The following is a 22745-nucleotide window of genomic DNA, read 5'->3' on the forward strand; positions in this document are numbered from 1 at the left end:
ATGGCGCAGAAAGCGATAAAGACCAGTGTGTTCACCTGGGAAGGGACCAACAGGCAGGGGGCAAAGATCAAGGGCGAGCTAAGCGGCGTCAGCCCAGCACTGGTTAAGGCCCAGCTTCGTAAGCAGGGCGTTAACCCGCAAAAGGTGCGCAAGAAATCAGCATCGCTGTTCGGCGCCGGCAAAAAAATCAAGCCGATGGACATCGCCCTGTTCACCCGGCAGATGGCGACCATGATGAAGGCCGGAGTGCCACTGCTGCAGTCGTTCGAGATCATCGGAGAGGGCTTCGACAATCCGAATATGCGCAAGCTGGTGGACGACCTAAAGCAGGATGTCGCAGCGGGTAACAGTTTCGCCAGCGCGCTGCGTAAACAGCCTAAGTACTTTGACGATCTGTATTGCAACCTGGTCGATTCCGGTGAGCAATCTGGTTCTCTGGAAACCCTGCTGGATCGTGTCGCGACCTACAAGGAAAAGACCGAGGCGCTAAAGGCCAAGATCAAGAAAGCAATGAACTACCCGATCGCAGTGGTCTTGGTTGCCATCATCGTATCGGCGATTCTGCTGATAAAGGTGGTTCCGCAGTTCCAGGATGTCTTCGCCAACTTCGGCGCGGAACTCCCTGCGTTTACATTGTTTGTGATTGGTATATCTGAAGCACTGCAGGCATGGTGGCATCTGGTGTTGCTCGCCATGGTTGGCGCTGCTTACGCCTTCAAGACGGCACATGGCAAATCCGAACGGTTTCGCAACTGGTTTGATCGGTTGCTGCTCAAGATGCCTATTGTCGGTGACATCCTCTACAAGTCGGCAGTGGCGCGTTTCGCCCGAACTTTGGCGACAACCTTCGCAGCCGGCGTACCACTTGTTGATGCTTTGGACTCGGTTGCGGGTGCTACGGGTAATGTGGTGTTTCGCAACGCCACGATGAAGGTCAAGAGCGACGTGTCCAGCGGTATGCAGTTGAATTTTTCAATGCGTACGACCGGCACATTTCCGAGCATGGCTATCCAGATGACTGCCATTGGCGAGGAGTCGGGTTCGCTGGATGAGATGCTGGCGAAAGTTGCGACCTTCTATGAAGAGGAAGTGGACAACATGGTTGACGGGCTCACAGCTTTGATGGAGCCGATGATCATGGCGGTTCTGGGTGTTCTGGTAGGTGGCCTGATCATCGCGATGTACCTGCCGATCTTCCAGCTTGGGGCAGTCGTTTAATAATGGATGTGGTGACGTTTTTGGCCAGCAACACGCTGGCCTTTGTTTTATGTACGCTGGTGCTTGGCCTGCTCGTCGGCAGTTTCCTGAACGTGGTGATTCACCGCTTGCCGATCATGATGCAGCGAGACTGGCGCGTTCAGGCGCGTGAGTTTCTGGAGTTGCCTGCCGAGTCGGCGACAAGGTTCAATCTGATTCTCCCCAACTCCCATTGCCCACACTGTGATCACGAAATCCGGCCATGGGAGAACATACCGGTTGTGAGCTGGCTGGCGCTGCGAGGCAAGTGCTCCTCGTGCCGGGCACCTATCAGTAAACGCTATCCCACGGTTGAGCTGTTCTGTGGGTTTTTGTCCGCGTACGTTGCATGGCACTTCGGTTTTACCTTGCAAGCCGGAGGGATGCTGTTGCTGACCTGGGGCTTGCTATCGATGAGCATGATCGATATCGATCATCAGTTGCTGCCGGACTCTTTGGTACTGCCGCTGCTGTGGCTGGGTTTGATTGCTAACTCCTTCGGGTTATTCGCGTCGCTTTCAGATGCAGTCTGGGGTGCTGTCGCGGGGTATCTCAGCCTGTGGTCGGTGTACTGGCTGTTCAAGCTTGTTACTGGCAAAGAGGGTATGGGGTACGGAGATTTCAAACTCCTGGCGATGCTTGGAGCATGGGGGGGCTGGCAGGTTCTGCCGCTGACGATTCTGCTCTCGTCTGTCGTCGGCGCTGTGCTGGGCACTATCATGCTACGGGTACAGAAGGCAGAAAGTGGGACAGCCATCCCCTTCGGACCTTATCTGGCAATTGCTGGCTGGATCGCGTTGATATGGGGTGACCAAATCACTTCAGGCTATCTTCAGTTCGCCAGGCTCTGACAATGTGTCGTCTTTGGTAGGCTAATTGCTTCTCGGCAGCGGCCTGCCCATAAAGTGCTGAAGCGCTTCCACTTGAAAAGCCTAGGTCACGACACCGCGTTGCTGATACACACTACCTATGCGAATTGCCAAGATCGAGCCGCTTTCCTGCAGTGCTTACTTCAAGTCGAAGCTATATCCATAGCTAACAGCTCTACCCGCAACAGCTAATGGCCGCTCCGAGTGCCAGTTTCCACCGCTCCCTTGCATCCTCGCCCGGCAGGCGTTACTACTGCGCGTCATTTATTGGCTTGGACGATAGTTGATGAAGCCTTGGGTGCTTGGTTTGACTGGCGGTATTGGCAGCGGCAAAAGCGCTGTGGTTGCGGAGTTCGCCAAGCTTGGGGTCCATTGGGTCGATGTGGATCATGTCGCGCGCTGGGTTGTCGAGCCAGGCAAACCGGCATTGGCCGCGATCGCTGAGCGATTCGGGGAGGGCGTCCTCACTCCTGGCGGTGGTTTGGACAGGACTGTCATGCGTGAGCTTATCTTTCAGGACCCTGCGCAGCGTAAGTGGCTCGAGCAGCTTCTTCATCCATTGATCCGGCAGGAAGCCCTTGCAAAGCTCGCGCTCGGCGAGTCGGCCTACGCGATAATGGTTTCGCCTTTGTTGGTGGAGTCCGGCCAACACCGTCAGGTGGATAGGGTGCTGGTAGTCGATGTTCCCGAGGCGCTTCAGGTGCAACGAGCCGTTAGCCGAGACCAAACCAGCGAAGCGCAGATTCGTGCCATTCTCAGTGCTCAAGCCAGCCGCGAGGAGCGCCTGCGGCACGCGGACGACGTGCTGGTTAATGATCGCGATCTGGCATGGCTGAGGCAGGAAGTTGAGCGGTTACATAATTTCTATCTGACGCTACGAGGAGGTCAGGAATGAGTAATACAGTTGTTGAATGCCCCACCTGTGGCGCGCCTGTTGAATGGAGCGTGAAAAGCCCGAGCAGACCATTTTGCTCAGAGCGTTGCAAACTCATCGATCTCGGCGCTTGGGCATCTGAAGAGCATGCGATTCCTGGGAGCGAACCTGAGGATGATCTCTTTTCCGATGACGTTCCGCCCCGTGCTCATTGAAGTCGACAGCTGTTATGCCTGCTTGTCGCCATCGTCTTTCCAGGGCGCTTGCAGGTAGCGGGTGCGATTGAAGGTCTCCATCCAGTCAGGATAGAAAACGACCAGAGCGCTCACGACGGTTCCGTTGATGAAGGCTTCTGGAAACATCACAAGCCAAATGTAGCCGGCAAAATCGTCTAACCAGGGCGGCATTTCGTAAAGGCCATCGATCAAAAGAACCCCTAGCCCTGCCAGAATGCAGCACAGGGCTGTCAGCCCTGCGGCAAAGAACCCCGAAAAAAATATGTAGACGAAGAGGTTGCGCGGTTGAGTTCGCTCAACTGCGATTGCGCATATCTCCGTAACCGTAACGGGTATCAGCACCAGCAGCACACCGTTCATGCCCAGGGCGGCTAATTGCTGATGGCCTGTTACAGTTAGCCCCAGCTGGGCGATGAAAGCTGCGAGCATCGCCAGAGGCCAGTCCAGTAGAAGCGTCACGGCGGTCAGGCCGATGAAATGGAAGGACAGTCCGGAGTCGAAATCTCGACGCACCAGCCAAAGCAAGAAGATCGCCAGCATCGCGCCGGATAGCAGATGCTGCCGCCGGGTGTCGCTGAATAGCTCGACCCAGGGGGCTCGGGCAGCCGCCAAAATCAGGACGGCTCCATACAGCAGCCAGCCCGCCACTAGGCTGGTCGGTGCGAGCAATTCGGCGGCGATCATCCCGTGGGCTTCCTGATTTGGTCGTTGGTGATGGCGGTACGCTTATTTCAGCTCATGTTAAGGCTCTATCTCGTTTCAGGGGGCAGGGTTAGGCTGCTCTGTATGGATTGTCTCGATGGCTTCAAGTATTTCGGGTGACAGTCGGAGTTCGGTGCTGGCTAGGTTGCTTTCCAGTTGCTCCAGCGAGGTCGCCCCGATGATGTTGCTGGTGACGAAGGGTTGCTGCGTTACGTAAGCCAATGCCATCTGGGCCGGGTCCAGCCCGTGCTGACGGGCAAGGGCCACGTAGCGGGAGCAGGCCGCTTGAGCTTGTGCATTGGCGTACCGTGCAAAGCGACTGAACAGTGTGATACGTGCTCCGGCAGGCCGGGTCCCTTGTTCGTACTTACCGGTAAGCACGCCGAAGGCCAATGGTGAATAAGCCAGCAGCCCGCACTGTTCTCGAGTGGCGATTTCGGCAAGACCAACCTCGAACGTGCGATTTAGAAGGTTGTAGGGGTTCTGAATCGAAACGGCTCGCGGCCAGCCTCGGGATTCCGCGAGTTGCAGAAACTTCATGGTGCCCCAGGGGGTTTCGTTCGACAGGCCGATATGGCGAATCTTTCCGGCCTTCACTTGCTCATCCAGGACCTCGAGGGTCTCCTCGATTGGCGTGAACTCTTGGTCCTGGTGGCGATAGCCGAGCTTTCCAAAAAAATTGGTACTGCGCTCCGGCCAGTGCAGCTGGTACAGGTCTATCCAGTCAGTCTGAAGGCGTTGCAGGCTGGCATCCAGCGCGGCAACGATGTGCTGACGATTCATCTTCAACTGGCCGTCGCGAATGTGGGTGATGCCGTTGCCGGGCCCGGCAACTTTGCTGGCCAGGATCCAGTCGGTGCGGTTACCTCTGGCTTTGAAATAATTTCCCAGGTACCGCTCCGTTGTCGCATAGGTTTCTGCGCGGGGAGGCACTGGGTACATTTCCGCGGTGTCAACGAAGTTGATCCCGGCTGCTCTGGCCCGGTCAAGCTGCGCGAAAGCCTGATCCTGATCGTTTTGCTCGCCCCATGTCATGGTGCCGAGACAAAGCGAGCTGACATTCAATTCGGTGCGGCCAAGCTGGCGCATTTCCATGCGGTAGTCCTTGTGTCTGTAGGTTTGCTGGATCGGATTGCCCCGTCAGCCTAGAAGTTTCGTTGCGATTAAGCGGGTCTGACCCATCTGGCGCGTGAAGTGTGGAAATAAAACTGGGGCTTAGTCCATAAGCCTATCGAACGTGCTTGCTATTTCGCGCGTAATCCGGATAATTCCGCAGCCTGTCGCCGGGGATGCCTAGCCCGCTGACGCAAAAACAAGGTAGGGGATGCCTAGCCTACCGAACACTGCCGTAGCGGACGCGCTGACCCGAGCCCCCGATAGCGTCTGTTTCCGGCTGTCCTGGCCTTGCCAGGGCGAGCACCATTCAGTAAGATTCGCCGTCTTATTTTCAGGGCGGCCCCTGAGGCTATAACGAATGAAGACTTTTACTGCTAAACCGGAAACCGTCAAGCGCGACTGGTTCGTCGTCGACGCTGCCGGCCAGACCCTGGGTCGTCTGGCAACCGAAATCGCTAGCCGCCTGCGTGGCAAGCACAAGGCGGAATACACCCCTCACGTCGATACCGGTGATTACATCGTCGTTATCAACGCCGAGCAAGTGCGTGTTACCGGTGCAAAGACCACCGACAAGATGTACTACTCTCACTCCGGTTTCCCGGGTGGCATCAAGTCGATCAACTTTGAAAAGCTGATCGCCAAGGCGCCAGAGCGTGTGATCGAGACCGCGGTCAAGGGCATGCTGCCTAAGAATCCGCTGGGTCGCGACATGTACCGTAAGCTGAAGGTGTATAAGGGTGCTAACCATCCTCACACCGCTCAGCAGCCCCAAGAACTGAAGATTTAACGGAATAGTTCATTATGTCGGCGACTCAAAACTACGGCACTGGCCGTCGCAAGACTGCAACCGCGCGCGTTTTTCTGCGTCCGGGTACTGGCAAGATCTCCATCAACAACCGCGAACTGGATAACTTTTTCGGGCGTGAAACCGCTCGGATGGTGGTTCGTCAGCCTCTTGAACTGACTGAGACCGTCGAGAAGTTCGACATCTACGTTACTGTTCTGGGTGGTGGTGTGAGTGGTCAAGCCGGTGCGATCCGTCACGGTATCACCCGCGCACTGATGGACTATGACGAATCTCTGCGTCCTGCTCTGCGTAAGGCTGGCTTCGTTACTCGCGACGCTCGCGAAGTTGAACGTAAGAAGGTCGGTCTGCGTAAAGCGCGTAAGCGTCCGCAGTACTCGAAGCGCTAATACCGCTTCTCAAAAAAACGCCCAGCTTTATACGAAGCTGGGCGTTTTTTTATGGGCGAAATATTATCCATGCGACAGCATGTCGCGTCCGAAGAGTCCCGCTTTTCGCGGGTTGGCGATGGGTTGTATCTGGTTATTACCTTGTCATGCGAGGGGGTTTTCTTTACCATTTGGCGAATTTTTCGCGGCTGATTTTTGCGTAGTAGACGCCTGCCTTCGGTGGGCCATAAGAAACTGATGGGAGACGACTGAATGAGCAATGACGGCGTGAATGCTGGCCGGCGTCGCTTCCTGGTAGCCGCTACTTCGGTAGTAGGTGCTGCAGGAGCGGTGGGTGCCGCGGTCCCGTTTGTGGGATCGTGGTTCCCGAGTGCCAAGGCCAAGGCAGCCGGTGCACCGGTTAAGGTAAATATCAGCAAGATCGAGCCGGGCCAGCAGATGGTTGCCGAATGGCGCGGTCAGCCGGTGTTCATTGTGCGTCGTACCGAGGAGACGCTGGCTAATTTGGGGAAGCTGACCGATGCGGTAGCTGACCCCAAATCCGAAGCGTCCGAACAGCCTACCTACGTGGATCCATCGGTTCGCTCGATCAAGCCCGAAGTGCTGATCGTGGTGGGCCTCTGCACCCATCTCGGGTGCGCTCCGTCCTTCCGACCTGAAGTTGCGGCGCCCGATCTTGGGGCCGAATGGCTCGGGGGTTATTTCTGCCCTTGCCATGGTTCGAAATATGACATGGCTGGCCGCGTCTACAAGGGGCAGCCTGCTCCCTTGAACCTGCCGGTTCCCCCTCATTCGTACGAGACCGACTCTTTGGTCGTCATCGGCGTGGATCAGGAGAACGCGTGATGAGCAAGTTCATGGAATGGGTCGATGCGCGTTTCCCCGCGACCAAGATGTGGGAAGACCATCTAAGCAAGTATTACGCACCGAAGAACTTCAACGTTCTTTACTTCTTCGGCTCACTGGCGCTGTTGGTGCTGGTTAACCAGATCCTTACCGGCATCTGGCTGACGATGAGTTTCGAACCTTCGGCAGAGGGTGCATTCGCTTCCGTCGAATACATCATGCGCGACGTTGAGTACGGCTGGATAATCCGCTATCTGCACTCCACCGGCGCCTCGGCGTTTTTCGTCGTAGTCTATCTGCACATGTTCCGCGGCATTCTGTACGGTTCGTACCAGAAGCCTCGGGAACTTGTGTGGATCTTCGGCATGATGATCTACCTTGCGCTGATGGCCGAAGCCTTCATGGGGTACCTGTTGCCTTGGGGACAGATGTCCTATTGGGGCGCTCAGGTGATCATTTCTCTGTTTGGTGCTATCCCGGTCATCGGTGCCGATCTGACCCAGTGGATTCGTGGTGACTACCTGATCTCGGGTATCACTCTCAACCGCTTCTTTGCTCTGCACGTCATCGCGCTGCCAATCGTAATTCTTGGTCTGGTGGTGCTCCACATCCTGGCGTTGCACGAGGTTGGCTCGAACAACCCGATGGGCGTCGACATCAAGAAAACCAAGAACGAGGCTGGCGTACCGCTTGATGGTATCCCGTTCCATCCGTATTACACGGTCAAGGATATTGTCGGGGTAGTGGTGTTCCTGTTCGTGTTCTGCGCCATCGTGTTCTTCTTCCCAGAGATGGGAGGGTATTTCCTCGAGAAGCCGAACTTCGAAGCAGCTAACGCCTTCAAGACACCTGAGCACATCGCGCCGGTTTGGTATTTCACGCCTTACTACGCAATCCTGCGTGCTGTACCTGACAAGCTGCTAGGTGTTATCGCAATGGGAGCGGCGATCGCTGTTCTCTTCGTGCTGCCTTGGCTTGATCGCAGTCCGGTCAAATCCATGCGCTATAAAGGCTGGATGAGCAAAATTGCTCTGGTGCTGTTCTGTATTTCCTTCGTCATCCTTGGCGTGCTTGGCGTGCTTTCTCCTACACCTGAGCGCACGTTGGTATCTCGGATCTGTACTGCTATCTACTTCGGTTACTTCATCCTGATGCCGTTCTACACCAAGCTCGAGAAGACCAAAGTAGTTCCGCAAAGGGTGGATGGCTGATGAAAAAGCAATTTGCTGCATTGATTCTTGCGCTGGTGCCAGCGTTCGGGTTTGCCGCTGGTGGTGGCGTTCACCTTGATAAGGTCGACATTGATTTGACCGATAAGGTGGCGTTGCAAGATGGCCTGAAGACATTCGCGAACTACTGCATGGGTTGTCACAGCGCGCAGTACCAGCGTTACGAGCGTGTCGCGACCGATCTGGGTATTCCGGAAGAAGTCATGCTCGATAACATCGTCTTCAGTGATGCCAAAATTGGTGATCACATGAAGATTGGTATGAAGCCTGATGATGCCAAGGGCTGGTTCGGCGCAGCGCCGCCAGACCTAACACTTGTGGCCCGGGTGCGTGGGAACGATTGGTTGTACTCCTATATGCGCAGCTTCTACGAGGATCCAACGCGACCTTATGGCGTGAACAACACCGTCTTCCCTAACGTTGGTATGCCTCATGTTCTGGCGCCGCTGCAGGGCCGTCAGGTGCTGCCAAGCAAGCTGCCTGAGGGCGAGTCGGTTGCTTGTAAGCAGGTTCAGGTTGTAGAAGATGGTCGTAAGCAGTTCGATCCGCTGACCGGCACGCCAATCACTCATGAAGATTGCAGCGTCATGACGGTCGTCGCAGGCACTGGTGAACTGAGCGAAGCTGAGTACGACGAGAAGATCAAGAACCTGGTGACTTTCCTTGCTTACTCGGCCAACCCGGTCAAACTTGAAAGTCAACGCATCGGTACTTATGTGTTGTTGTTCCTGGCGTTCTTCTTTGTATTTGCTTATCTCCTCAAGCGGGAATACTGGAAAGACGTGCACTGATCCTTCGCTGTTTTGCGTTACCCTTCGCGCGCCCTAATGGGCGCGCGTTTTTTTCTGCCATTCCATAATTCCAATGAGGAGGGACCCTATGGCCGCTACCAATCGGCTGGCCTGCTATTCCGATCCCGCCGACCACTATTCTCATCGTGTGCGTTACGTGCTTGCCGAGAAGGGCGTCAATGTCGAGATCATCGACGTCGATGCGGCGCATTGCCCAATCAAATTGACCGAGGTGAATCCCTACGCGAGCGTGCCTACGCTGGTTGATCGAGACCTAGCACTCTACGAGCCGAATGTGATCACCGAGTATCTCGAGGAGCGGTATCCTCATCCGCCATTGTTACCGGTCTACCCTGTGGCTAGGGCGAACACGCGTCTTTTGGTGCACAGGGTGCAGCGGGATTGGTGCAGCCTCGTTGACAAGATTGCTGATCGCCGTACTGCCGACGCATCGAGGGCACAGGCGCGAAAGGAGCTTCGCGAAAGTCTTACAGGCGTTTCCCCTATTTTTTCCGAGAAGCCGTTCTTCATGAGTGATGAGATCAGTCTTGTGGACTGTTGCCTGTTGCCTATCCTGTGGCGTTTACCCAAACTCGGTGTTGAGCTACCACGGGCGGCCAAGCCGCTGCTCGACTACATGGAGATCAATTTTGCTCGGGAGGCCTTCCAGGTCAGTTTATCCGCCGTTGAGCGCGGTATGCGCTAAGAGAGGCCGTACATGACATCAAGCCGTCCTTATCTGGTTCGGGCGTTATACGAGTGGATAGTCGACAACGACTGCACGCCCCACCTCCTGGTTAATACCGAACATCCTGGCGTTCGGGTGCCCGAGGGTTTTGCTAGCGACGGTCAGATCGTGCTGAACGTGGCGCCGAGCGCGGTGCGTAACCTGGATATGGATCACCAGGCGGTCAGTTTCGAGGGCAGGTTTGGCGGGGTGCCTCACAGTTTGCACGTCCCGGCCGCAGCCGTTATGGCAATCTACGCTCGTGAGAACGGGCAAGGCATGGTATTCGAGGCCGAGCCCACGCCGCCGGACGACGGGTCGTCATCGGATGATTCTGCTGAGTCAGGACCGTCGTCTCGCCCACCTTCTGCCGGGCGACCGAGTTTGAAAGTCGTTAAGTAGTAGAGATAGCGAAGCTCGGCCTGGCGGCCATTCAGTATGGGTGGCCGCCAAGTTCCAGAATTCAATCGATATATTCGAACAGCTTAACGATCCGCTGCACCCCTGAGACGCCTTGTACAACGCTTGTTGCACGATTGCCTTCCTGGCGGCTGACAAGGCCGAGCAGATAAACAATCCCATTTTCAGTGATGACCTTAATGCGCGACCCGGGCACGCTCGCGTCCGAGAGCATTTGTGCCTTGATCTTGGTCGTCAACCAAGAATCGTTACTGCGAGCCAATGCAGAAGACGGTCTCAGAACCTGGATCTCGTTGTGCACGCGCTTGACTCGCTGCACAGAGCTGGCTGCCTGTTCGGCTGCTTGCTTCAGCTCTTCGCGAGGTGTCTGGCCCGCCAGCAGCACCACTCCGTTATAGCTGGCGACAACAACGTGTGAACCTTTGTCGAGGTCTGGGTGCGCTTTGGCGATGTTCACCGCCGCCTTTGTCTCGATCAGTGAGTCATCGATCGTGCTGCCGATGGTACGTGTCCCGCGATTGTCGTTTATCGGGTCGTCACGAGTGGCGGTCAAAACCGAGCTGCAACCGGTGGCGGCCAGGCACAGAGCAAGCGTGAGTGCGTGCAGTCGAACCGAATTCATTCTTCGCTCCCAAACAGTTGATTGTCGATCAGATCACACAGGCAATGAATGGCCAGCAAGTGCACCTCCTGTATTCGCGCGGTCACCTTCGCCGGCACGCGGATCTCTACGTCTTCGGGCAGGAGTAGTGACGCCATACCGCCGCCGTCTCGGCCGGTTAGGGCTACCACGACCATCTCCCGGTCATGTGCAGCCTGTATGGCCTGAATGACGTTGGCGGAATTACCACTGGTAGAAATCGCCAGCAGCACGTCGCCGGGCTGGCCAAGAGCGCGAATTTGCTTGGAAAAGACCTCGTTATAGCTGTAGTCATTGGCAATCGATGTCAGCGTCGAGCTATCCGTAGTCAGAGCGATCGCGGGCAGGCTGGGGCGTTCCCGTTCGAAACGGTTCAGTAGCTCCGAAGAAAAGTGCTGAGCATCTCCAGCCGATCCTCCGTTGCCGCACGTCAGGATTTTGCCCTCACTAAGCAGTGCATTGACCATGGCCTGGCCAGCCTGCTCGATGCTGGGGGCTAATACGTCGATCGCATTCTGCTTGGTCTCGATGCTGGCTTGGAATAACTGGCGTATACGGGATTGCATGTCCATCGAATTAGAAAACCTTCTGGTGACGGGCTGGGCGCATGCCCATGCCGTAAGGAATCTTTAGTTTGATGCGGAGCTCACGAGAAGTTGTTGCAAGTTGAGTTCAGAACGCTAGCTGTCGAAAGCATTCTGGATCCAGTTCGGATTTCCAATCGCGTCTCCCGTCGAGCCTATGGCTACCACGTCGAAGCGGCATGGATGTCTTGCCCAGCGTGTCTCCTTTTGCAAGAAAAGCTGGGCGGTCTTGATCAGTTTCTGCTGTTTGCGCAAGTCGACGCTTTCCAGCGCGCCACCCCATGCAGCGTGGCGTCTGTAGCGAACCTCGACAAATACTACTGTATCGCCATCAAGCATGACCAGATCAAGCTCCCCGCTTCGGCATGCCCAGTTCTGACACAGCGGGCGCAATCCCTGTTGCTGCAGATAGCGTTGCGCCAGGTTTTCAGCAAGCTGCCCGCTTGTCTTCTTGCTGCTCGGAATCAATTAGAGGTATCCGGAAGGGGCTGCACGGCGCCATCGTGGAACTCCGCCCAGGGCAGGCGACGCTGAACTCTCTGTGCTGGAGTGATGCTGAGCGTCCCTGATAACCCCTCAAGCTCGGTGTCCGGTAAGGCCAAAAGCTGGTTCAGGCGGGTTGCGAGCTGATAGGCGTCAGCTCCCATCGCGTAAAGCCTGCCAAGGCTGCCGCGGGCCTGGGGCCATTTGCTTTCTATCTCCTGGCGTAGCGGAAGCTGAGGATCGAGAAGCCAAGGCGTTTCGGTGAATCGGATGCCTTCGAGATCTAGATATTGAGTGCGGTTATCAGTAGCAGCGTGCAGGTGAGACGTAGCGTACACCGGCAAGTCAGCCGCGTATTGGAAGATCAAGGTGGGCCTGACTTGCTGTGCCTGTTGCGGGGTCGCGGCCAGGAAAAGGAAGTCGATGTCCTGTCGACGAGTGGGCTGAGAGTCACCGCTGCTGCGAATCTGCAGGAGATCGGCTATCTGGTTCGCCAGCTCGATGGGCTCGGCCAGGGCTTCGGCCGCGGCTACTGTCCCGCCCAGCTCCTGCCATTGCTGGCGAAACGCCTGGAACACCCGATTGCCCCATTCCCCTCTTGGCGTCAGCGCTACGGCGCTGCGATGTCCGTCTGCCCAGGCTCGTTGCGCTACCTCACGGGCTTCGTCCTCGGCAGCCAGCCCGAACTGGAATAGTTGCGGTGGTACCTTTTGATTGGCGTCGCTGTAGTTAAGCGCCAGTGTGGTAATGGGCAGTTGCTCGCGATCAGCCAGTTGGCGAACCGTCTCCTTGTCCAGTGGGCCTATCACCAGTTCCACGCCGGCTGCGGATGCTTGACGGTAGAACTCATCGATGGAGGGAAAGCGGGTACTGTCGAAGAGTTCAATCTTGAGGTTCTGGCCGGCTTCCAGGTGAGCGGCGAGAAAGCCGTCGCGCAGGGCCCGGGCGACACTTGCCAGCTGGCCTTCCATTGGCAGCAGCAATGCAACATGTGAAAGGGGTTTGTCAGCGAGTTCCCTGAGTTTCACAAGGGGTTCCGGTAGCCGATTGGCAGCCGGATGGTGCGGGTTCAACTGCAGCCAGCTGTCGATAGCGCGTTGCTGTTGCTCCAGGGTGCCGGCTTGTTTGACGGTCGCAGCAAGCGATACCCATCCAGCCAGGTCTGGATCTGTGGTTGGCTGCAGTTGCTCGACAGTCATCGACGAGACGAGTGACCAGATCTTCTCGTGATTCTGCTCGGCCGCATTGCCGCTTAGCAGGGGGGCAATGAAGGTCCGTTCGCGAGCGGCATCCATGGGTTGGTCGTTTGCTTCGTACGCTTCTGCTCGGGCCAGTTGCGTACGCAGCTGCTGTTCAACGGGCAGTTCGGCAAGGCGTTCGAAAGCGGGGTGTTGTAACGCCTGAAGAGCACGCTGCGGGTTGTCTGCAGCGAGCGCCAGTTCCGCTTCCAGAGTTTTGGCGAACATCTGTTGCGCCGGCATCAACTGCTCGATATCCACTTGCTCGAGGATTTGCCGTGCTTGCGTCTCATCGTTCTGCTGCATGCTCAAATCGGCGGCGGAAAGTCGCAGCTGTGCGGCTTTTGCTGCATCGCTGGATTCGGCCTCCTGCAGCAGTTGCTGTGTGGACGCCTGGGGAGTACGGGGCAGCTCACCCAGCGTTGAGGTTGGTGAGCTGGCGCAGGCCGAAAGCACGGCGGCAATGAATAAGAAGATAAGCGGGCGAAAACGGGCCGTCATTTGATCATTCCTGGAAGGCGCTGGCGGTTGTCGGTCGATTGTACCCAAGCGCTGTGGGGGCTGCGATGTTGCCGCCCGTAAACGGGCTACAATGCGCGTTTTGTATTTGAGGTACGCCCTGTGACTGCGACAGGAGATGTGAATTCCGCGGCTGGTACGCTCTATGTGGTCGCCACGCCAATCGGTAACCTTGAGGACATCAGCGCAAGGGCGCTTCGTGTGTTGTCCGAGGTGGCGCTGATTGCGGCAGAGGATACCCGGCACTCGGCTCGGCTGATGCAGCATTTCGGAATCGCAACGCCCCTGGCGGCGTGCCACGAACATAACGAGCGGGACGAGGGTAGTCGCTTCATAAAGCGTCTGTTGGCGGGGGAGGATGTGGCGTTGATATCGGATGCTGGGACACCCTTGATATCCGATCCGGGCTACCACCTCGTCAGACATTGCCGGGCGGCAGGTATCCGTGTTGTACCAGTCCCTGGGGCTTGTGCCCTTATCGCAGCGCTTTGCGCTGCAGGCTTGCCCTCGGATCGATTTATCTTCGAAGGTTTCTTGCCGGCAAAACAGACCGCGCGTCGCGCTCGTCTGGAGGAGCTTAAGCTAGAGCCGCGCACGTTGATCTTCTATGAGGCCCCGCATCGCATTCTTGACTCACTGGAGGATATGAGTGCTGTGTTCGGTTCTGATCGGCCAGCACTGCTCGGGCGAGAACTTACCAAGACATTCGAGACGCTCAAGGGGTTGCCTCTAGGTGCGCTGCACGCTTGGGTGGCGTCGGACGACAACCAGCAGCGAGGTGAATGCGTTGTGACAGTAGGTGGCTGGCAGGCTCCGGACTCGGATGCGGCTGTCGATGCCAATGCGCAGCGCGTCCTGAATTTGCTACTGGGTGAGTTACCAGTCAAGCGAGCCGCTGCGCTTGCCTCGGAAATTACGGGTGTTCGAAAAAACCTTCTTTATCAGCTGGCATTGCAGAAAAAAAATTCTGGCGAATAGGGCTCTGCAGATGGCGATGGACCAGTGCTGGCGAGCCTCTCCGCTTGCAGGCATCTGTTTAGCCAAGTACTCTGGCCGCCGGAGAGTCGATCGGACAGTCGCTGTCTCTTTTTGTTCGCAAAAAGGGAGGGAGGAAAGTCCGGGCTCCATAGGGCGAAGTGCCAGGTAACCCCTGGGAGGCGTGAGCCTACGGAAAGTGCCACAGAAAATAACCGCCTAAGCACTTCGGTGCCGGTAAGGGTGAAAAGGTGCGGTAAGAGCGCACCGCGCGGTTGGTAACAGTCCGCGGCTAGGTAAACCCCACTTGGAGCAAGACCAAATAGGGATCCATTGGCGTGGCCCGCGCTGGATCCGGGTAGGTTGCTAGAGGCAGTCAGTGATGGCTGTCGTAGAGGAATGACTGTCCTCGACAGAACCCGGCTTACAGATCGACTCTCCGATCCCTTCCGATGAAACATCCCGCCGTTTTTAGTCCAAAAAGATCTTGCTCTTAACAAACTACTTTAAGTTTGGAAGGCAGGCTTCTGCTTGCCTTGAAGATCCCGTATCAACAGTTCCGCCACTTCTCCGTTAAGCGCCGTTTCGGTTGCTAAATTCCCGCCACATAAGGGTTTTTCCCGTCGGACTCACCTTGACGGTGGGGCTGTTGCATTTCTATAGTGCGCACAAGTGGTAAAAAGTGGAATGAAGTGGGTATTTATGGGCATGGAAAGCTAATTCAGGGGAAGCGCAACCGTGTTTCGCGGAGCAAACGCAATCAGTCTCGATGCTAAAGGGCGGCTAGCCATGCCCAGCCGGTATCGTGACGAGCTCGTTTCGCGTTGCGAAGGTCAGCTGATAATCACCATCGATGCGGTCGATCGATGCCTCTGCATTTACCCACTGCCCGAGTGGGAGCAGATCGAAGCCAAGTTGCGTGAGCTGCCATCCCTTAGAGAAGAAAGCCGCCGCCTGCAGCGGTTGCTGATAGGTAACGCAGTTGATCTGGAGATGGACGGCAGTGGCCGCGTATTGGTACCGCCGCGTTTGCGCGAATACGCGGGCCTGGATAAGCGCGCCATGTTGGTTGGCCAACTCAACAAATTCAGCCTTTGGAACGAGGACGACTGGAACGCTCAAGCTGATGCGGACCTGGCGGCCATTAAACAACCCGGCGCTCTGCCGGAAGAACTGCGTGATCTAATCCTGTGAGCCAGACCAGTAGCTACAACCATGTAACCGTGTTGCTCGACGAGGCCGTTGCGGCCCTCGCTGTGCGCCCGGATGGTCGCTATCTGGACGGTACATTCGGCCGTGGCGGGCATAGCCGCCTCCTGCTTCGGCAGCTTGGGCCTGATGGCTGTTTGCTCGGATTCGATAAGGACCCGCTAGCAATCGCTACGGGGCAAGCACTGGCGGCCGAGGATGGCCGCTTTGTCGTTGTGCAGAGAAGTTTTGCCGAGCTCGGTGCCGAGGTGTCGCAACGCGGCTGGGCCGGTACTTTGAGCGGTGTGCTGCTTGATCTGGGCGTCTCGTCACCGCAGCTGGACGACCCGGAGCGCGGCTTCAGTTTTCTGAATGATGGCCCGCTGGACATGCGCATGGACCCCAGCCGAGGTGTCAGTGCGGCCGAGTGGATAGCAACCGCCAGCGAAGAAGACATCGCCAGGGTGTTGAAAGAATATGGCGAGGAGCGATTCGCCCGGCGCATGGCGCGTGCTGTCGTGCAGCGTCGTTCCGAGCAACCGTTCGAGCGAACGGCTGACCTTGCTCAGGTGCTGGCCGTTGCCAACCCAGCGTGGGAAAAAGGTAAGAATCCTGCGACGCGTGCGTTCCAGGGGCTTCGGATTTTTATCAACAACGAACTAGGGGACCTCGAGACCGGCCTTGAGGCTGCGCTAGAAGCTCTGGAGGTTGGTGGCAGGCTGGTGGTTATCAGCTTCCATTCCTTGGAAGACCGCATCGTCAAACAGTTCATGCGTCGTCACGCCAAAGGCGAGGCTGACACCATGCCACGCGATCTGCCGATCATCCCCGAGAAGTTCGTGCCGCGGCTCAAGGTTCATGGCAAGCCGCAGTACGCGTCTGCAGATGAAGTGAAGGCCAATCCCCGTTCACGTAGTGCGGTGATGCGTGTTGCGGAGAAGTTGCGATGATGAAGCTTCGTCGCGCCATGCCCAACGGCAGCCTGTTAATGCTGGTGCTGTTCATTTCCGTGCTCGTCTCGGCAATCGCTGTTGCCTACAGCGCGCACTGGAACCGGCAGTTGCTCAACGAGCTTTATGGCGAGCTCAGTGTGCGTGACAAGGCGCAGGCTGAATGGGGGCGTCTGATTCTTGAGCAGAGCACCTGGACTGCGCATAGCCGTATCGAGACATTGGCGACCGAGCAGCTGAAGATGCGCATCCCCGAAGCGGCGGATGTCAGGCTGGTGGCTCCATGAAGCTTCAGGGCGCCCTATATCCTTGGCGTTTTCGCATCGTTCTAGCGCTGCTGGCGTTGATGGTGGGCGCTCTGTCCTGGCGCATCGTCGATCTTCAGGTAATCGACCAAGGATTCCTGAAGAACCAGGGTGATGCTCGCAGTGTTCGCCACATTCCCATCCCTGCGCATCGTGGTTTGATAACGGATCGCCACGGCGAGCCTCTGGCGGTCAGCACGCCGGTTACGACACTGTGGGGTAATCCGCGCGAATTGCAGGCTGCACGAGCACGATGGCCGGAACTGGCCGAAGCGCTCGGTCAGGATGCTGGAGTGCTGCAGCAGCGCTTGAACGACCAGTCTGAGCGCGAGTTCATCTATCTGGTTCGCGGTTTAACTCCTGAGCAAGGCCAGCGGGTGCTGGATCTGAGCATCCCTGGCGTGTACTCGCAGGAAGAGTTTCGTCGTTTCTATCCGGCAGGGGAAGTCGCGGCGCAGATCGTCGGTTTTACTGATATCGACGATCGCGGACGAGAAGGGCTCGAGCTGGCTTATGACGAGTGGCTGGCAGGTGTGCCAGGCAAGCGGCAGGTGCTCAAGGATCGCCGCGGGCGCCTTATCAAAGATGTGCAAGTGACAAAAAACGCCAAAGCCGGCAAGGCGCTAGCGCTATCGATCGACCTGCGCCTGCAATATCTGGCGCATAGCGAACTCCGCAAGGTCGTCCAGGAGTACGGCGCGAAAGCTGCCAGTCTGGTGATGGTGGACGTCAACACCGGCGAAGTTCTCGCCATGGCAAACCAGCCGACCTATAACCCCAACAACCGCCGTAATCTGCAGCCTTCAGCCATGCGCAATCGCGCATTGATCGACGTTTTCGAGCCTGGCTCGACGGTCAAGCCATTCAGCATTGCCGCCGCGCTCGGGACGGGCAAGTACCAGCCCGAATCGGTCATCAACACCTTGCCTGGTTGGATGCGTATAGGTCGCTACACCATTCGCGACGTTTCGCGAGGTGGCATGCTCAACCTGACCGGCATCCTCATGAAGTCGAGCAACGTCGGTATCAGCAAGATTGCGCTCGATATTGGCCCGGAGCCGGTGCATCAGATCATGCATCAAGCGGGATTCGGTCAGCCTACTGGGCTTGGTTTCCCCGGCGAGCGAGTTGGGTCACTGCCTAACCATAGGAAGTGGAGGGACGCCGAAACAGCCTCGCTCGCTTATGGCTACGGTTTGTCAGTTACGGCAGCACAGCTCGCTCATGCATACGCAGTGCTGGGAAACGAGGGCACCAACATTCCAATGTCGTTGCTGCGGCTGGATCGGCCGCAGGAAGGCGTGCAGGTTATGGATAAGGAGATTTCCAAGACCGTCTTGCGAATGTTGCAGTCCGTTGTCGAGGAAGAGGGTGGCGGTGGCGCCCGGGCCAAGGTTCCCGGCTATCACGTTGGCGGTAAGAGCGGAACTGCCAAGAAAACCTCAGGAACCGGCGGCTATACCCAGAGCGCCTACCGCGCGTTTTTTGCTGGGGTTGCGCCCGTTTCCAACCCACGTATCGCGATTGTCGTGGTTGTTGACGAACCCAGCGAGGGCGGTTATTTCGGCGGGCTGGTCGCTGCGCCAGTATTTGGCAAGGTAGCGGCTCGCGCGTTGCGGCTGATGAACGTCGCTCCCGACAATCTGCCACCGCCCGCCGAGGTGCAAACCGCCGAGGCGGTCAAGACCAAGGGAGGGCGTATCTGATGCCGATGCCGTTGAATCAGCTTCTGCCTCAGGCTGGCAGCGATACCTTGATTCGTGAACTGACACTCGACAGCCGCAAGGTTCGTCCTGGTGATCTGTTCCTGGCGGTGCCGGGTTATCAGCAGGATGGACGCGTGCATATTGCTGACGCCATTGCTCACGGCGCCGCAGCTATCGCCTATGAGGCAGAGGGTGCGCCAGAAATGACCGCTGCCAGTGCCGAGCTGGTACCTGTCCGTAATCTGGCCGGTCAGCTGTCCGCGATTGCCGGCCGTTTCTACGGCGAACCTAGCCGCAGCGTTCATCTGGTTGGCGTTACTGGAACCAACGGCAAGACCAGCGTTAGCTATCTGATTGCACAGGCCCTCGACTTGATGGGGGAGCGGTGTGGAATTATCGGTACCCTGGGCACCGGCTTTCATGGAGAGCTGGTACTCGGTCAGCACACCACGCCGGATGCCATTGGCGTGCAAGCCAACCTGGCAAGTCTGCGCAAGCAGGGCGCGCGTGCTGTAGCGATGGAAGTTTCGTCCCATGGCCTGGCACAGGGCCGGGTCGCCGCTTTGGCGTTTGATGTCGCGGTATTTACCAACCTCTCTCGCGACCATCTTGATTACCACGGCTCCATGGAAGCCTACGGTGAAGTGAAGAGCCGGCTGTTCGAGATGCCCGGACTTTGCTGCCGCGTGGTGAATCTGGACGACAGCCTGGGCCGCGTTCTAGCGGTAGAGCGCCCCGAATCTCGCCTGATCGCTTATAGCCAAAGTGACCGATCGGCCTATCTCTACTGCCCTGAAGCGCGGCTTGAAGACGATGGCATCCACGCGCGCCTGATTACCCCGCAGGGCGAAAGGTCCCTGCGCAGCCCGTTGCTCGGCCGCTTCAACGTCAGCAACGTGTTGGCCGCTGTAGGTGCTCTTTTAGGCATGAACTATCCGCTGGACGAAATACTCTCGGTCCTTCCGAAAATAGCGGGGCCTGCTGGGCGAATGCAGCGGCTGGGTGGCGGCGACCGTCCGTTAGTTGTCGTCGACTATGCCCACACGCCGGATGCGCTTGAAAAAGTACTTGCTGCCCTGCGTCCACACACTCGAGGCAAGCTTGTTTGCCTGTTCGGATGTGGAGGTGATCGTGATCGTGGTAAGCGCGCCTTGATGGCACAAGTGGCTGAGCGGTTGGCGGACTATGTTGTAGTTACTGACGACAATCCGCGAAATGAAGATCCCTTGCAGATCCTAAATGAGATCCGAGCGGGTTTCGTCGCGCCGGATCGTGCGGCCTTCATCTCGGGCCGCGCCGTTGCCATCGCGGCCTGCATCGCGAGCAGTGACATTGACGATGTAGTTTTGCTGGCAGGTAAAGGTCACGAGGACTATCAGGAAATCAAAGGTGAACGCCTGCCGTTTTCCGATCTTGAACAGTCATCAATTGCCCTGACAGCCTGGAGGGGTACTGATGCTTGAAACCATGCGCTTAAGCGAACTCGTCGCACCGTTATCCGCTGAGTTGATCAATAACGATGCAACGTTCGATTCCGTCAGCACCGACAGTCGAGCGATCGAGCCAGGACAATTGTTTGTCGCTCTTACGGGGCCTCGTTTCGATGGTCACGCTTACCTGGCCGACGTAGCCTCGAAAGGCGCAGTGGCAGCACTGGTCGAGCGACATGTGCCCGATGTCCAAATGCCGCAATTGGTCGTCGCCGATAGCCGTATCGCCCTTGGTCAGTTGGCCGCATTGAATCGCGCGGCGTTCAACGGCCCGGTTGCAGCGATTACCGGTTCAAGCGGCAAGACCAGCGTCAAAGAGCTGCTCGCCAGCATCTTGCGCGCTGCTTATGGTGACGACGCTGTACTCGCTACTCGCGGTAATCTGAATAACGATCTCGGCGCTCCTTTGACTCTTCTGGAGCTGTCACCTAAGCATCAGGCCGCAGTGATCGAGCTAGGCGCTTCACGTGTCGGCGACATTGCCTACACAGTCAATCTGACCAAACCAGATGTCAGCTTGATTACCAACGCGGGCTCGGCTCATGTCGGTGAGTTCGGCGGACCGGAAAAGATCGTCGAGGCTAAAGGCGAGATCCTCGATGGTTTGGGTGCAAATGGCGTTGCAGTGCTCAATCGGGATGACCGGGCCTATGCGACCTGGGAGCGACGTGCGGCTGACAAGCGCGTCGTGAGTTTTGCGATACAAAGCCCGCTGGCGGACTTTCTGCCTGCCTCGATCGCCTACGATCTGCGCGGTTGCCCCAATTTTGTGCTGACCGATCCGTCCGGATCCGTGCGCGTCCAGCTCAACCTTCTCGGCCGGCACAGCGTTGCCAATGCCTTAGCTGCCGCAGCTGCGGCAAGCGCGTTGGGCGTCGCGCGTGAACATATCGTTGCTGGGCTTGAGAGTCTGCAGCCTGTCAAGGGTCGAGGGGTCGCGCAGATGCTTAGCAATGGCGTTCGCCTGATCGATGACACCTATAACGCCAACCCCGCTTCCATATGCGCTGCCATTGATGTTCTGGCGGGATTCGCCGGTCGCACAGTGTTGGCATTGGGTGATATGGGCGAGCTGGGCGAATGGGCTGAGCAAGGCCATCGAGAAGTAGGTAGTTACGCCAAAGGCAAGGTCGACACGTTGTTTGCCGTCGGGCCGCTGATGAAGCATGCCGTCGACGCCTTTGGCGTGGGCGGGCGCCATTTCGCAGATCAACAGAGCTTAATCGATGCGCTAAGCCTGGAGCAGGGCAACGCGACAACCATTTTGATCAAGGGATCACGGAGCGCAGCGATGGACAAAATCGTCGCAGCGCTTTCCGCATCCGGCATGGAGAAATATTGATGCTGCTGCTGCTCGCCGAGTATCTGCAACAGTTCCACACGGGCTTCGCGGTCTTCCAGTACCTGTCCCTGCGCGGAATTCTCGGCGTCCTCACAGCGCTGGTACTTTCGCTCTGGATGGGCCCCTGGCTGATCCGGACGCTGCAGCTGCGGCAAATAGGCCAATCGGTTCGTACCGATGGTCCGCAGACTCACCTGGCGAAATCAGGCACGCCAACGATGGGCGGCGCCCTTATTCTCAGCGCCATTACCATCAGCACCTTGCTCTGGGCCGACCTGGGCAACCGCTATGTGTGGGTCGTGCTGGCGGTCACCTTGTTGTTTGGTGCGATTGGCTGGGTCGATGACTACCGCAAGGTCATCGAGAAGAACTCCCGCGGCCTGCCTAGTCGCTGGAAGTATTTCTGGCAGTCCGTATTCGGCCTCGGTGCTGCGATCTTCCTTTATATGACTGCGCAAACGCCGGTCGAGACCACCTTGATTCTGCCGCTGCTGAAGAACGTCGAGATTCCATTGGGTATCGGTTTCGTCGTGTTGACTTACTTTGTGATCGTCGGCTCAAGCAACGCGGTAAACCTGACCGACGGCCTGGACGGTCTGGCAATCATGCCAACGGTGATGGTAGGCGGGGCGCTAGGCATCTTCTGCTACTTGTCAGGCAACGTTAATTTCGCTGACTACCTGCTGATCCCTTACATCCCTGGCGCCGGCGAGCTGATCGTGTTCTGTGGCGCTCTGATCGGGGCAGGGCTCGGCTTTCTCTGGTTCAACACTTATCCAGCACAAGTATTCATGGGCGACGTAGGTGCTTTGGCCCTCGGCGCGGCGCTGGGAACAATCGCCGTGATCGTCAGGCAGGAAGTGGTGCTGTTCATCATGGGTGGCGTTTTCGTAATGGAAACCCTGTCGGTGATGATTCAGGTCGCCTCTTTCAAGCTCACTGGCAAGCGCGTTTTCCGCATGGCACCGATCCATCACCATTTTGAGTTAAAGGGCTGGCCCGAACCGCGGGTCATTGTGCGCTTCTGGATCATCACGGTGATCCTGGTGCTGGTAGGTCTCGCAACATTGAAGTTGAGGTAACGA

At 57.3% G+C, this 22745-nt stretch carries 25 protein-coding genes and 1 other RNA gene; 20 read left to right on the forward strand and 6 right to left on the reverse strand.

Going from position 1 to position 22745, the window contains the following annotated elements; all coding sequences use genetic code 11:
* From EA797_RS19545 to yacG, 4 genes are all read left to right on the forward strand, one after another.
* On the forward strand, nt 1-1218 hold the full coding sequence (locus tag EA797_RS19545; RefSeq protein WP_122168305.1) for a type II secretion system F family protein: 1218 nt from the start codon (nt 1-3) through the stop codon (nt 1216-1218).
* 2 nt (nt 1219-1220) lie between these two features.
* Entirely contained in the window at nt 1221-2087 is an 867-nt protein-coding gene (locus EA797_RS19550; RefSeq protein ID WP_122168307.1) for a prepilin peptidase, read from the forward strand.
* Nucleotides 2088-2391: 304 nt separating this feature from the next.
* Nucleotides 2392-3000 carry a dephospho-CoA kinase gene (gene coaE, locus EA797_RS19555; RefSeq protein ID WP_122168309.1) on the forward strand — a complete coding sequence of 203 codons (609 nt, stop codon included), beginning with the start codon at nt 2392-2394 and terminating at the stop codon, nt 2998-3000.
* The gene (yacG, locus tag EA797_RS19560) at nt 2997-3194 is read left to right on the forward strand and encodes a DNA gyrase inhibitor YacG (protein ID WP_122168311.1); all 198 of its coding nucleotides are present in this window, start codon (nt 2997-2999) and stop codon (nt 3192-3194) included. The genes coaE and yacG overlap by 4 nt, the downstream gene beginning before the upstream one ends.
* 12 nt (nt 3195-3206) lie before the next feature.
* Here the strand turns inward: yacG and EA797_RS19565 are convergent, their stop codons facing one another.
* A complete protein-coding gene (locus EA797_RS19565) occupies nt 3207-3899 on the reverse strand; it encodes an energy-coupling factor ABC transporter permease (RefSeq protein WP_122168313.1) in 693 nt (230 codons plus the stop codon).
* 75 nt (nt 3900-3974) lie between these two features.
* Complete coding sequence (locus EA797_RS19570; protein ID WP_122168315.1) at nt 3975-5012, reverse strand: NADP(H)-dependent aldo-keto reductase; 1038 nt, start codon at nt 5010-5012, stop codon at nt 3975-3977.
* A gap of 379 nt (nt 5013-5391) precedes the next feature.
* On the opposite strand from EA797_RS19570, the gene rplM reads away from it, so the two are divergent.
* The 7 genes from rplM (at nt 5392) to EA797_RS19605 (ending at nt 10222) form a co-directional block, all read left to right on the forward strand.
* On the forward strand, nt 5392-5820 hold the full coding sequence (rplM, locus tag EA797_RS19575; protein WP_019342644.1) for a 50S ribosomal protein L13: 429 nt from the start codon (nt 5392-5394) through the stop codon (nt 5818-5820).
* A gap of 14 nt (nt 5821-5834) precedes the next feature.
* On the forward strand, nt 5835-6227 hold the full coding sequence (gene rpsI / locus EA797_RS19580; RefSeq protein ID WP_122168317.1) for a 30S ribosomal protein S9: 393 nt from the start codon (nt 5835-5837) through the stop codon (nt 6225-6227).
* Nucleotides 6228-6479: 252 nt separating this feature from the next.
* On the forward strand, nt 6480-7073 hold the full coding sequence (gene petA, locus EA797_RS19585; protein ID WP_122168319.1) for a ubiquinol-cytochrome c reductase iron-sulfur subunit: 594 nt from the start codon (nt 6480-6482) through the stop codon (nt 7071-7073).
* Nucleotides 7073-8284, forward strand: coding sequence for a cytochrome b (locus EA797_RS19590; protein WP_122168321.1), 1212 nt, complete (start codon nt 7073-7075; stop codon nt 8282-8284). The genes petA and EA797_RS19590 overlap by 1 nt, the downstream gene beginning before the upstream one ends.
* Nucleotides 8284-9093 carry a cytochrome c1 gene (locus EA797_RS19595; RefSeq protein ID WP_122168323.1) on the forward strand — a complete coding sequence of 270 codons (810 nt, stop codon included), beginning with the start codon at nt 8284-8286 and terminating at the stop codon, nt 9091-9093. Before EA797_RS19590 ends, EA797_RS19595 begins: the two co-directional genes overlap by 1 nt.
* 88 nt (nt 9094-9181) lie before the next feature.
* Nucleotides 9182-9799 (forward strand): glutathione S-transferase N-terminal domain-containing protein, encoded by a 618-nt coding sequence (locus EA797_RS19600; protein WP_122168325.1) that lies wholly within the window; start codon nt 9182-9184, stop codon nt 9797-9799.
* Between the two features lie 12 nt (nt 9800-9811).
* Nucleotides 9812-10222, forward strand: a complete 411-nt coding sequence (locus EA797_RS19605) for a ClpXP protease specificity-enhancing factor (RefSeq protein ID WP_122168327.1) — start codon at nt 9812-9814, stop codon at nt 10220-10222.
* A gap of 61 nt (nt 10223-10283) precedes the next feature.
* On the opposite strand, the gene EA797_RS19610 is transcribed toward EA797_RS19605, so the two are convergent.
* The 4 genes from EA797_RS19610 to EA797_RS19625 form a co-directional block, all read right to left on the reverse strand.
* A complete protein-coding gene (locus tag EA797_RS19610) occupies nt 10284-10862 on the reverse strand; it encodes a BON domain-containing protein (protein WP_122168329.1) in 579 nt (192 codons plus the stop codon).
* Nucleotides 10859-11452 (reverse strand): phosphoheptose isomerase, encoded by a 594-nt coding sequence (locus EA797_RS19615; protein ID WP_122168331.1) that lies wholly within the window; start codon nt 11450-11452, stop codon nt 10859-10861. The genes EA797_RS19610 and EA797_RS19615 overlap by 4 nt, the downstream gene beginning before the upstream one ends.
* Nucleotides 11453-11560: 108 nt before the next feature.
* Nucleotides 11561-11932 carry a YraN family protein gene (locus tag EA797_RS19620; protein ID WP_122168333.1) on the reverse strand — a complete coding sequence of 124 codons (372 nt, stop codon included), beginning with the start codon at nt 11930-11932 and terminating at the stop codon, nt 11561-11563.
* Nucleotides 11929-13686 carry a penicillin-binding protein activator gene (locus tag EA797_RS19625; RefSeq protein WP_122168335.1) on the reverse strand — a complete coding sequence of 586 codons (1758 nt, stop codon included), beginning with the start codon at nt 13684-13686 and terminating at the stop codon, nt 11929-11931. The genes EA797_RS19620 and EA797_RS19625 overlap by 4 nt, the downstream gene beginning before the upstream one ends.
* 120 nt (nt 13687-13806) lie before the next feature.
* Here EA797_RS19625 and rsmI point away from each other — a divergent pair, with 120 nt between their 5' ends.
* From rsmI to mraY, 9 genes are all read left to right on the forward strand, one after another.
* Entirely contained in the window at nt 13807-14682 is an 876-nt protein-coding gene (gene rsmI / locus EA797_RS19630) for a 16S rRNA (cytidine(1402)-2'-O)-methyltransferase (protein ID WP_122168337.1), read from the forward strand.
* 82 nt (nt 14683-14764) lie between these two features.
* Nucleotides 14765-15122, forward strand: an RNA gene (gene rnpB / locus EA797_RS19635) — RNase P RNA component class A.
* A gap of 295 nt (nt 15123-15417) precedes the next feature.
* Nucleotides 15418-15873: a division/cell wall cluster transcriptional repressor MraZ gene (gene mraZ, locus EA797_RS19640; protein WP_122168339.1), complete on the forward strand. Its 456-nt coding sequence runs from the start codon at nt 15418-15420 to the stop codon at nt 15871-15873.
* Nucleotides 15870-16817, forward strand: a complete 948-nt coding sequence (gene rsmH, locus EA797_RS19645) for a 16S rRNA (cytosine(1402)-N(4))-methyltransferase RsmH (RefSeq protein ID WP_122168341.1) — start codon at nt 15870-15872, stop codon at nt 16815-16817. The genes mraZ and rsmH overlap by 4 nt, the downstream gene beginning before the upstream one ends.
* The gene (gene ftsL / locus EA797_RS19650; protein ID WP_122168343.1) at nt 16814-17104 is read left to right on the forward strand and encodes a cell division protein FtsL; all 291 of its coding nucleotides are present in this window, start codon (nt 16814-16816) and stop codon (nt 17102-17104) included. Before rsmH ends, ftsL begins: the two co-directional genes overlap by 4 nt.
* A complete protein-coding gene (locus EA797_RS19655; RefSeq protein ID WP_122168345.1) occupies nt 17101-18828 on the forward strand; it encodes a peptidoglycan D,D-transpeptidase FtsI family protein in 1728 nt (575 codons plus the stop codon). The genes ftsL and EA797_RS19655 overlap by 4 nt, the downstream gene beginning before the upstream one ends.
* A complete protein-coding gene (locus tag EA797_RS19660) occupies nt 18828-20291 on the forward strand; it encodes a UDP-N-acetylmuramoyl-L-alanyl-D-glutamate--2,6-diaminopimelate ligase (protein ID WP_122168347.1) in 1464 nt (487 codons plus the stop codon). The genes EA797_RS19655 and EA797_RS19660 overlap by 1 nt, the downstream gene beginning before the upstream one ends.
* The gene (locus EA797_RS19665) at nt 20284-21660 is read left to right on the forward strand and encodes a UDP-N-acetylmuramoyl-tripeptide--D-alanyl-D-alanine ligase (protein WP_122168349.1); all 1377 of its coding nucleotides are present in this window, start codon (nt 20284-20286) and stop codon (nt 21658-21660) included. Before EA797_RS19660 ends, EA797_RS19665 begins: the two co-directional genes overlap by 8 nt.
* Nucleotides 21660-22742, forward strand: a complete 1083-nt coding sequence (gene mraY, locus EA797_RS19670) for a phospho-N-acetylmuramoyl-pentapeptide-transferase (protein WP_122168351.1) — start codon at nt 21660-21662, stop codon at nt 22740-22742. Before EA797_RS19665 ends, mraY begins: the two co-directional genes overlap by 1 nt.
* Nucleotides 22743-22745 lie beyond the last annotated feature (3 nt).

The sequence above is a fragment of the Stutzerimonas zhaodongensis genome, from assembly GCF_003696365.1.
GTDB classification, from domain to species: domain Bacteria; phylum Pseudomonadota; class Gammaproteobacteria; order Pseudomonadales; family Pseudomonadaceae; genus Stutzerimonas; species Stutzerimonas zhaodongensis.

Coding starts and splice junctions, on each gene's coding strand:
- EA797_RS19600 (WP_122168325.1), top strand. CDS start 9,182: ATGGCCGCTACCAATCGGCTGGCCTGCTATTCCGATCCCGCCGACCAC.
- EA797_RS19565 (WP_122168313.1), bottom strand. CDS start 3,899: ATGATCGCCGCCGAATTGCTCGCACCGACCAGCCTAGTGGCGGGCTGG.
- EA797_RS19570 (WP_122168315.1), bottom strand. CDS start 5,012: ATGGAAATGCGCCAGCTTGGCCGCACCGAATTGAATGTCAGCTCGCTT.
- EA797_RS19590 (WP_122168321.1), top strand. CDS start 7,073: ATGAGCAAGTTCATGGAATGGGTCGATGCGCGTTTCCCCGCGACCAAG.
- yacG (WP_122168311.1), top strand. CDS start 2,997: ATGAGTAATACAGTTGTTGAATGCCCCACCTGTGGCGCGCCTGTTGAA.
- EA797_RS19610 (WP_122168329.1), bottom strand. CDS start 10,862: ATGAATTCGGTTCGACTGCACGCACTCACGCTTGCTCTGTGCCTGGCC.
- EA797_RS19605 (WP_122168327.1), top strand. CDS start 9,812: ATGACATCAAGCCGTCCTTATCTGGTTCGGGCGTTATACGAGTGGATA.
- EA797_RS19655 (WP_122168345.1), top strand. CDS start 17,101: ATGAAGCTTCAGGGCGCCCTATATCCTTGGCGTTTTCGCATCGTTCTA.
- rplM (WP_019342644.1), top strand. CDS start 5,392: ATGAAGACTTTTACTGCTAAACCGGAAACCGTCAAGCGCGACTGGTTC.
- EA797_RS19545 (WP_122168305.1), top strand. CDS start 1: ATGGCGCAGAAAGCGATAAAGACCAGTGTGTTCACCTGGGAAGGGACC.
- coaE (WP_122168309.1), top strand. CDS start 2,392: ATGAAGCCTTGGGTGCTTGGTTTGACTGGCGGTATTGGCAGCGGCAAA.
- EA797_RS19665 (WP_122168349.1), top strand. CDS start 20,284: ATGCTTGAAACCATGCGCTTAAGCGAACTCGTCGCACCGTTATCCGCT.
- ftsL (WP_122168343.1), top strand. CDS start 16,814: ATGATGAAGCTTCGTCGCGCCATGCCCAACGGCAGCCTGTTAATGCTG.
- EA797_RS19550 (WP_122168307.1), top strand. CDS start 1,221: ATGGATGTGGTGACGTTTTTGGCCAGCAACACGCTGGCCTTTGTTTTA.
- petA (WP_122168319.1), top strand. CDS start 6,480: ATGAGCAATGACGGCGTGAATGCTGGCCGGCGTCGCTTCCTGGTAGCC.
- EA797_RS19625 (WP_122168335.1), bottom strand. CDS start 13,686: ATGACGGCCCGTTTTCGCCCGCTTATCTTCTTATTCATTGCCGCCGTG.
- EA797_RS19660 (WP_122168347.1), top strand. CDS start 18,828: ATGCCGATGCCGTTGAATCAGCTTCTGCCTCAGGCTGGCAGCGATACC.
- EA797_RS19595 (WP_122168323.1), top strand. CDS start 8,284: ATGAAAAAGCAATTTGCTGCATTGATTCTTGCGCTGGTGCCAGCGTTC.
- rpsI (WP_122168317.1), top strand. CDS start 5,835: ATGTCGGCGACTCAAAACTACGGCACTGGCCGTCGCAAGACTGCAACC.
- EA797_RS19615 (WP_122168331.1), bottom strand. CDS start 11,452: ATGGACATGCAATCCCGTATACGCCAGTTATTCCAAGCCAGCATCGAG.
- mraY (WP_122168351.1), top strand. CDS start 21,660: ATGCTGCTGCTGCTCGCCGAGTATCTGCAACAGTTCCACACGGGCTTC.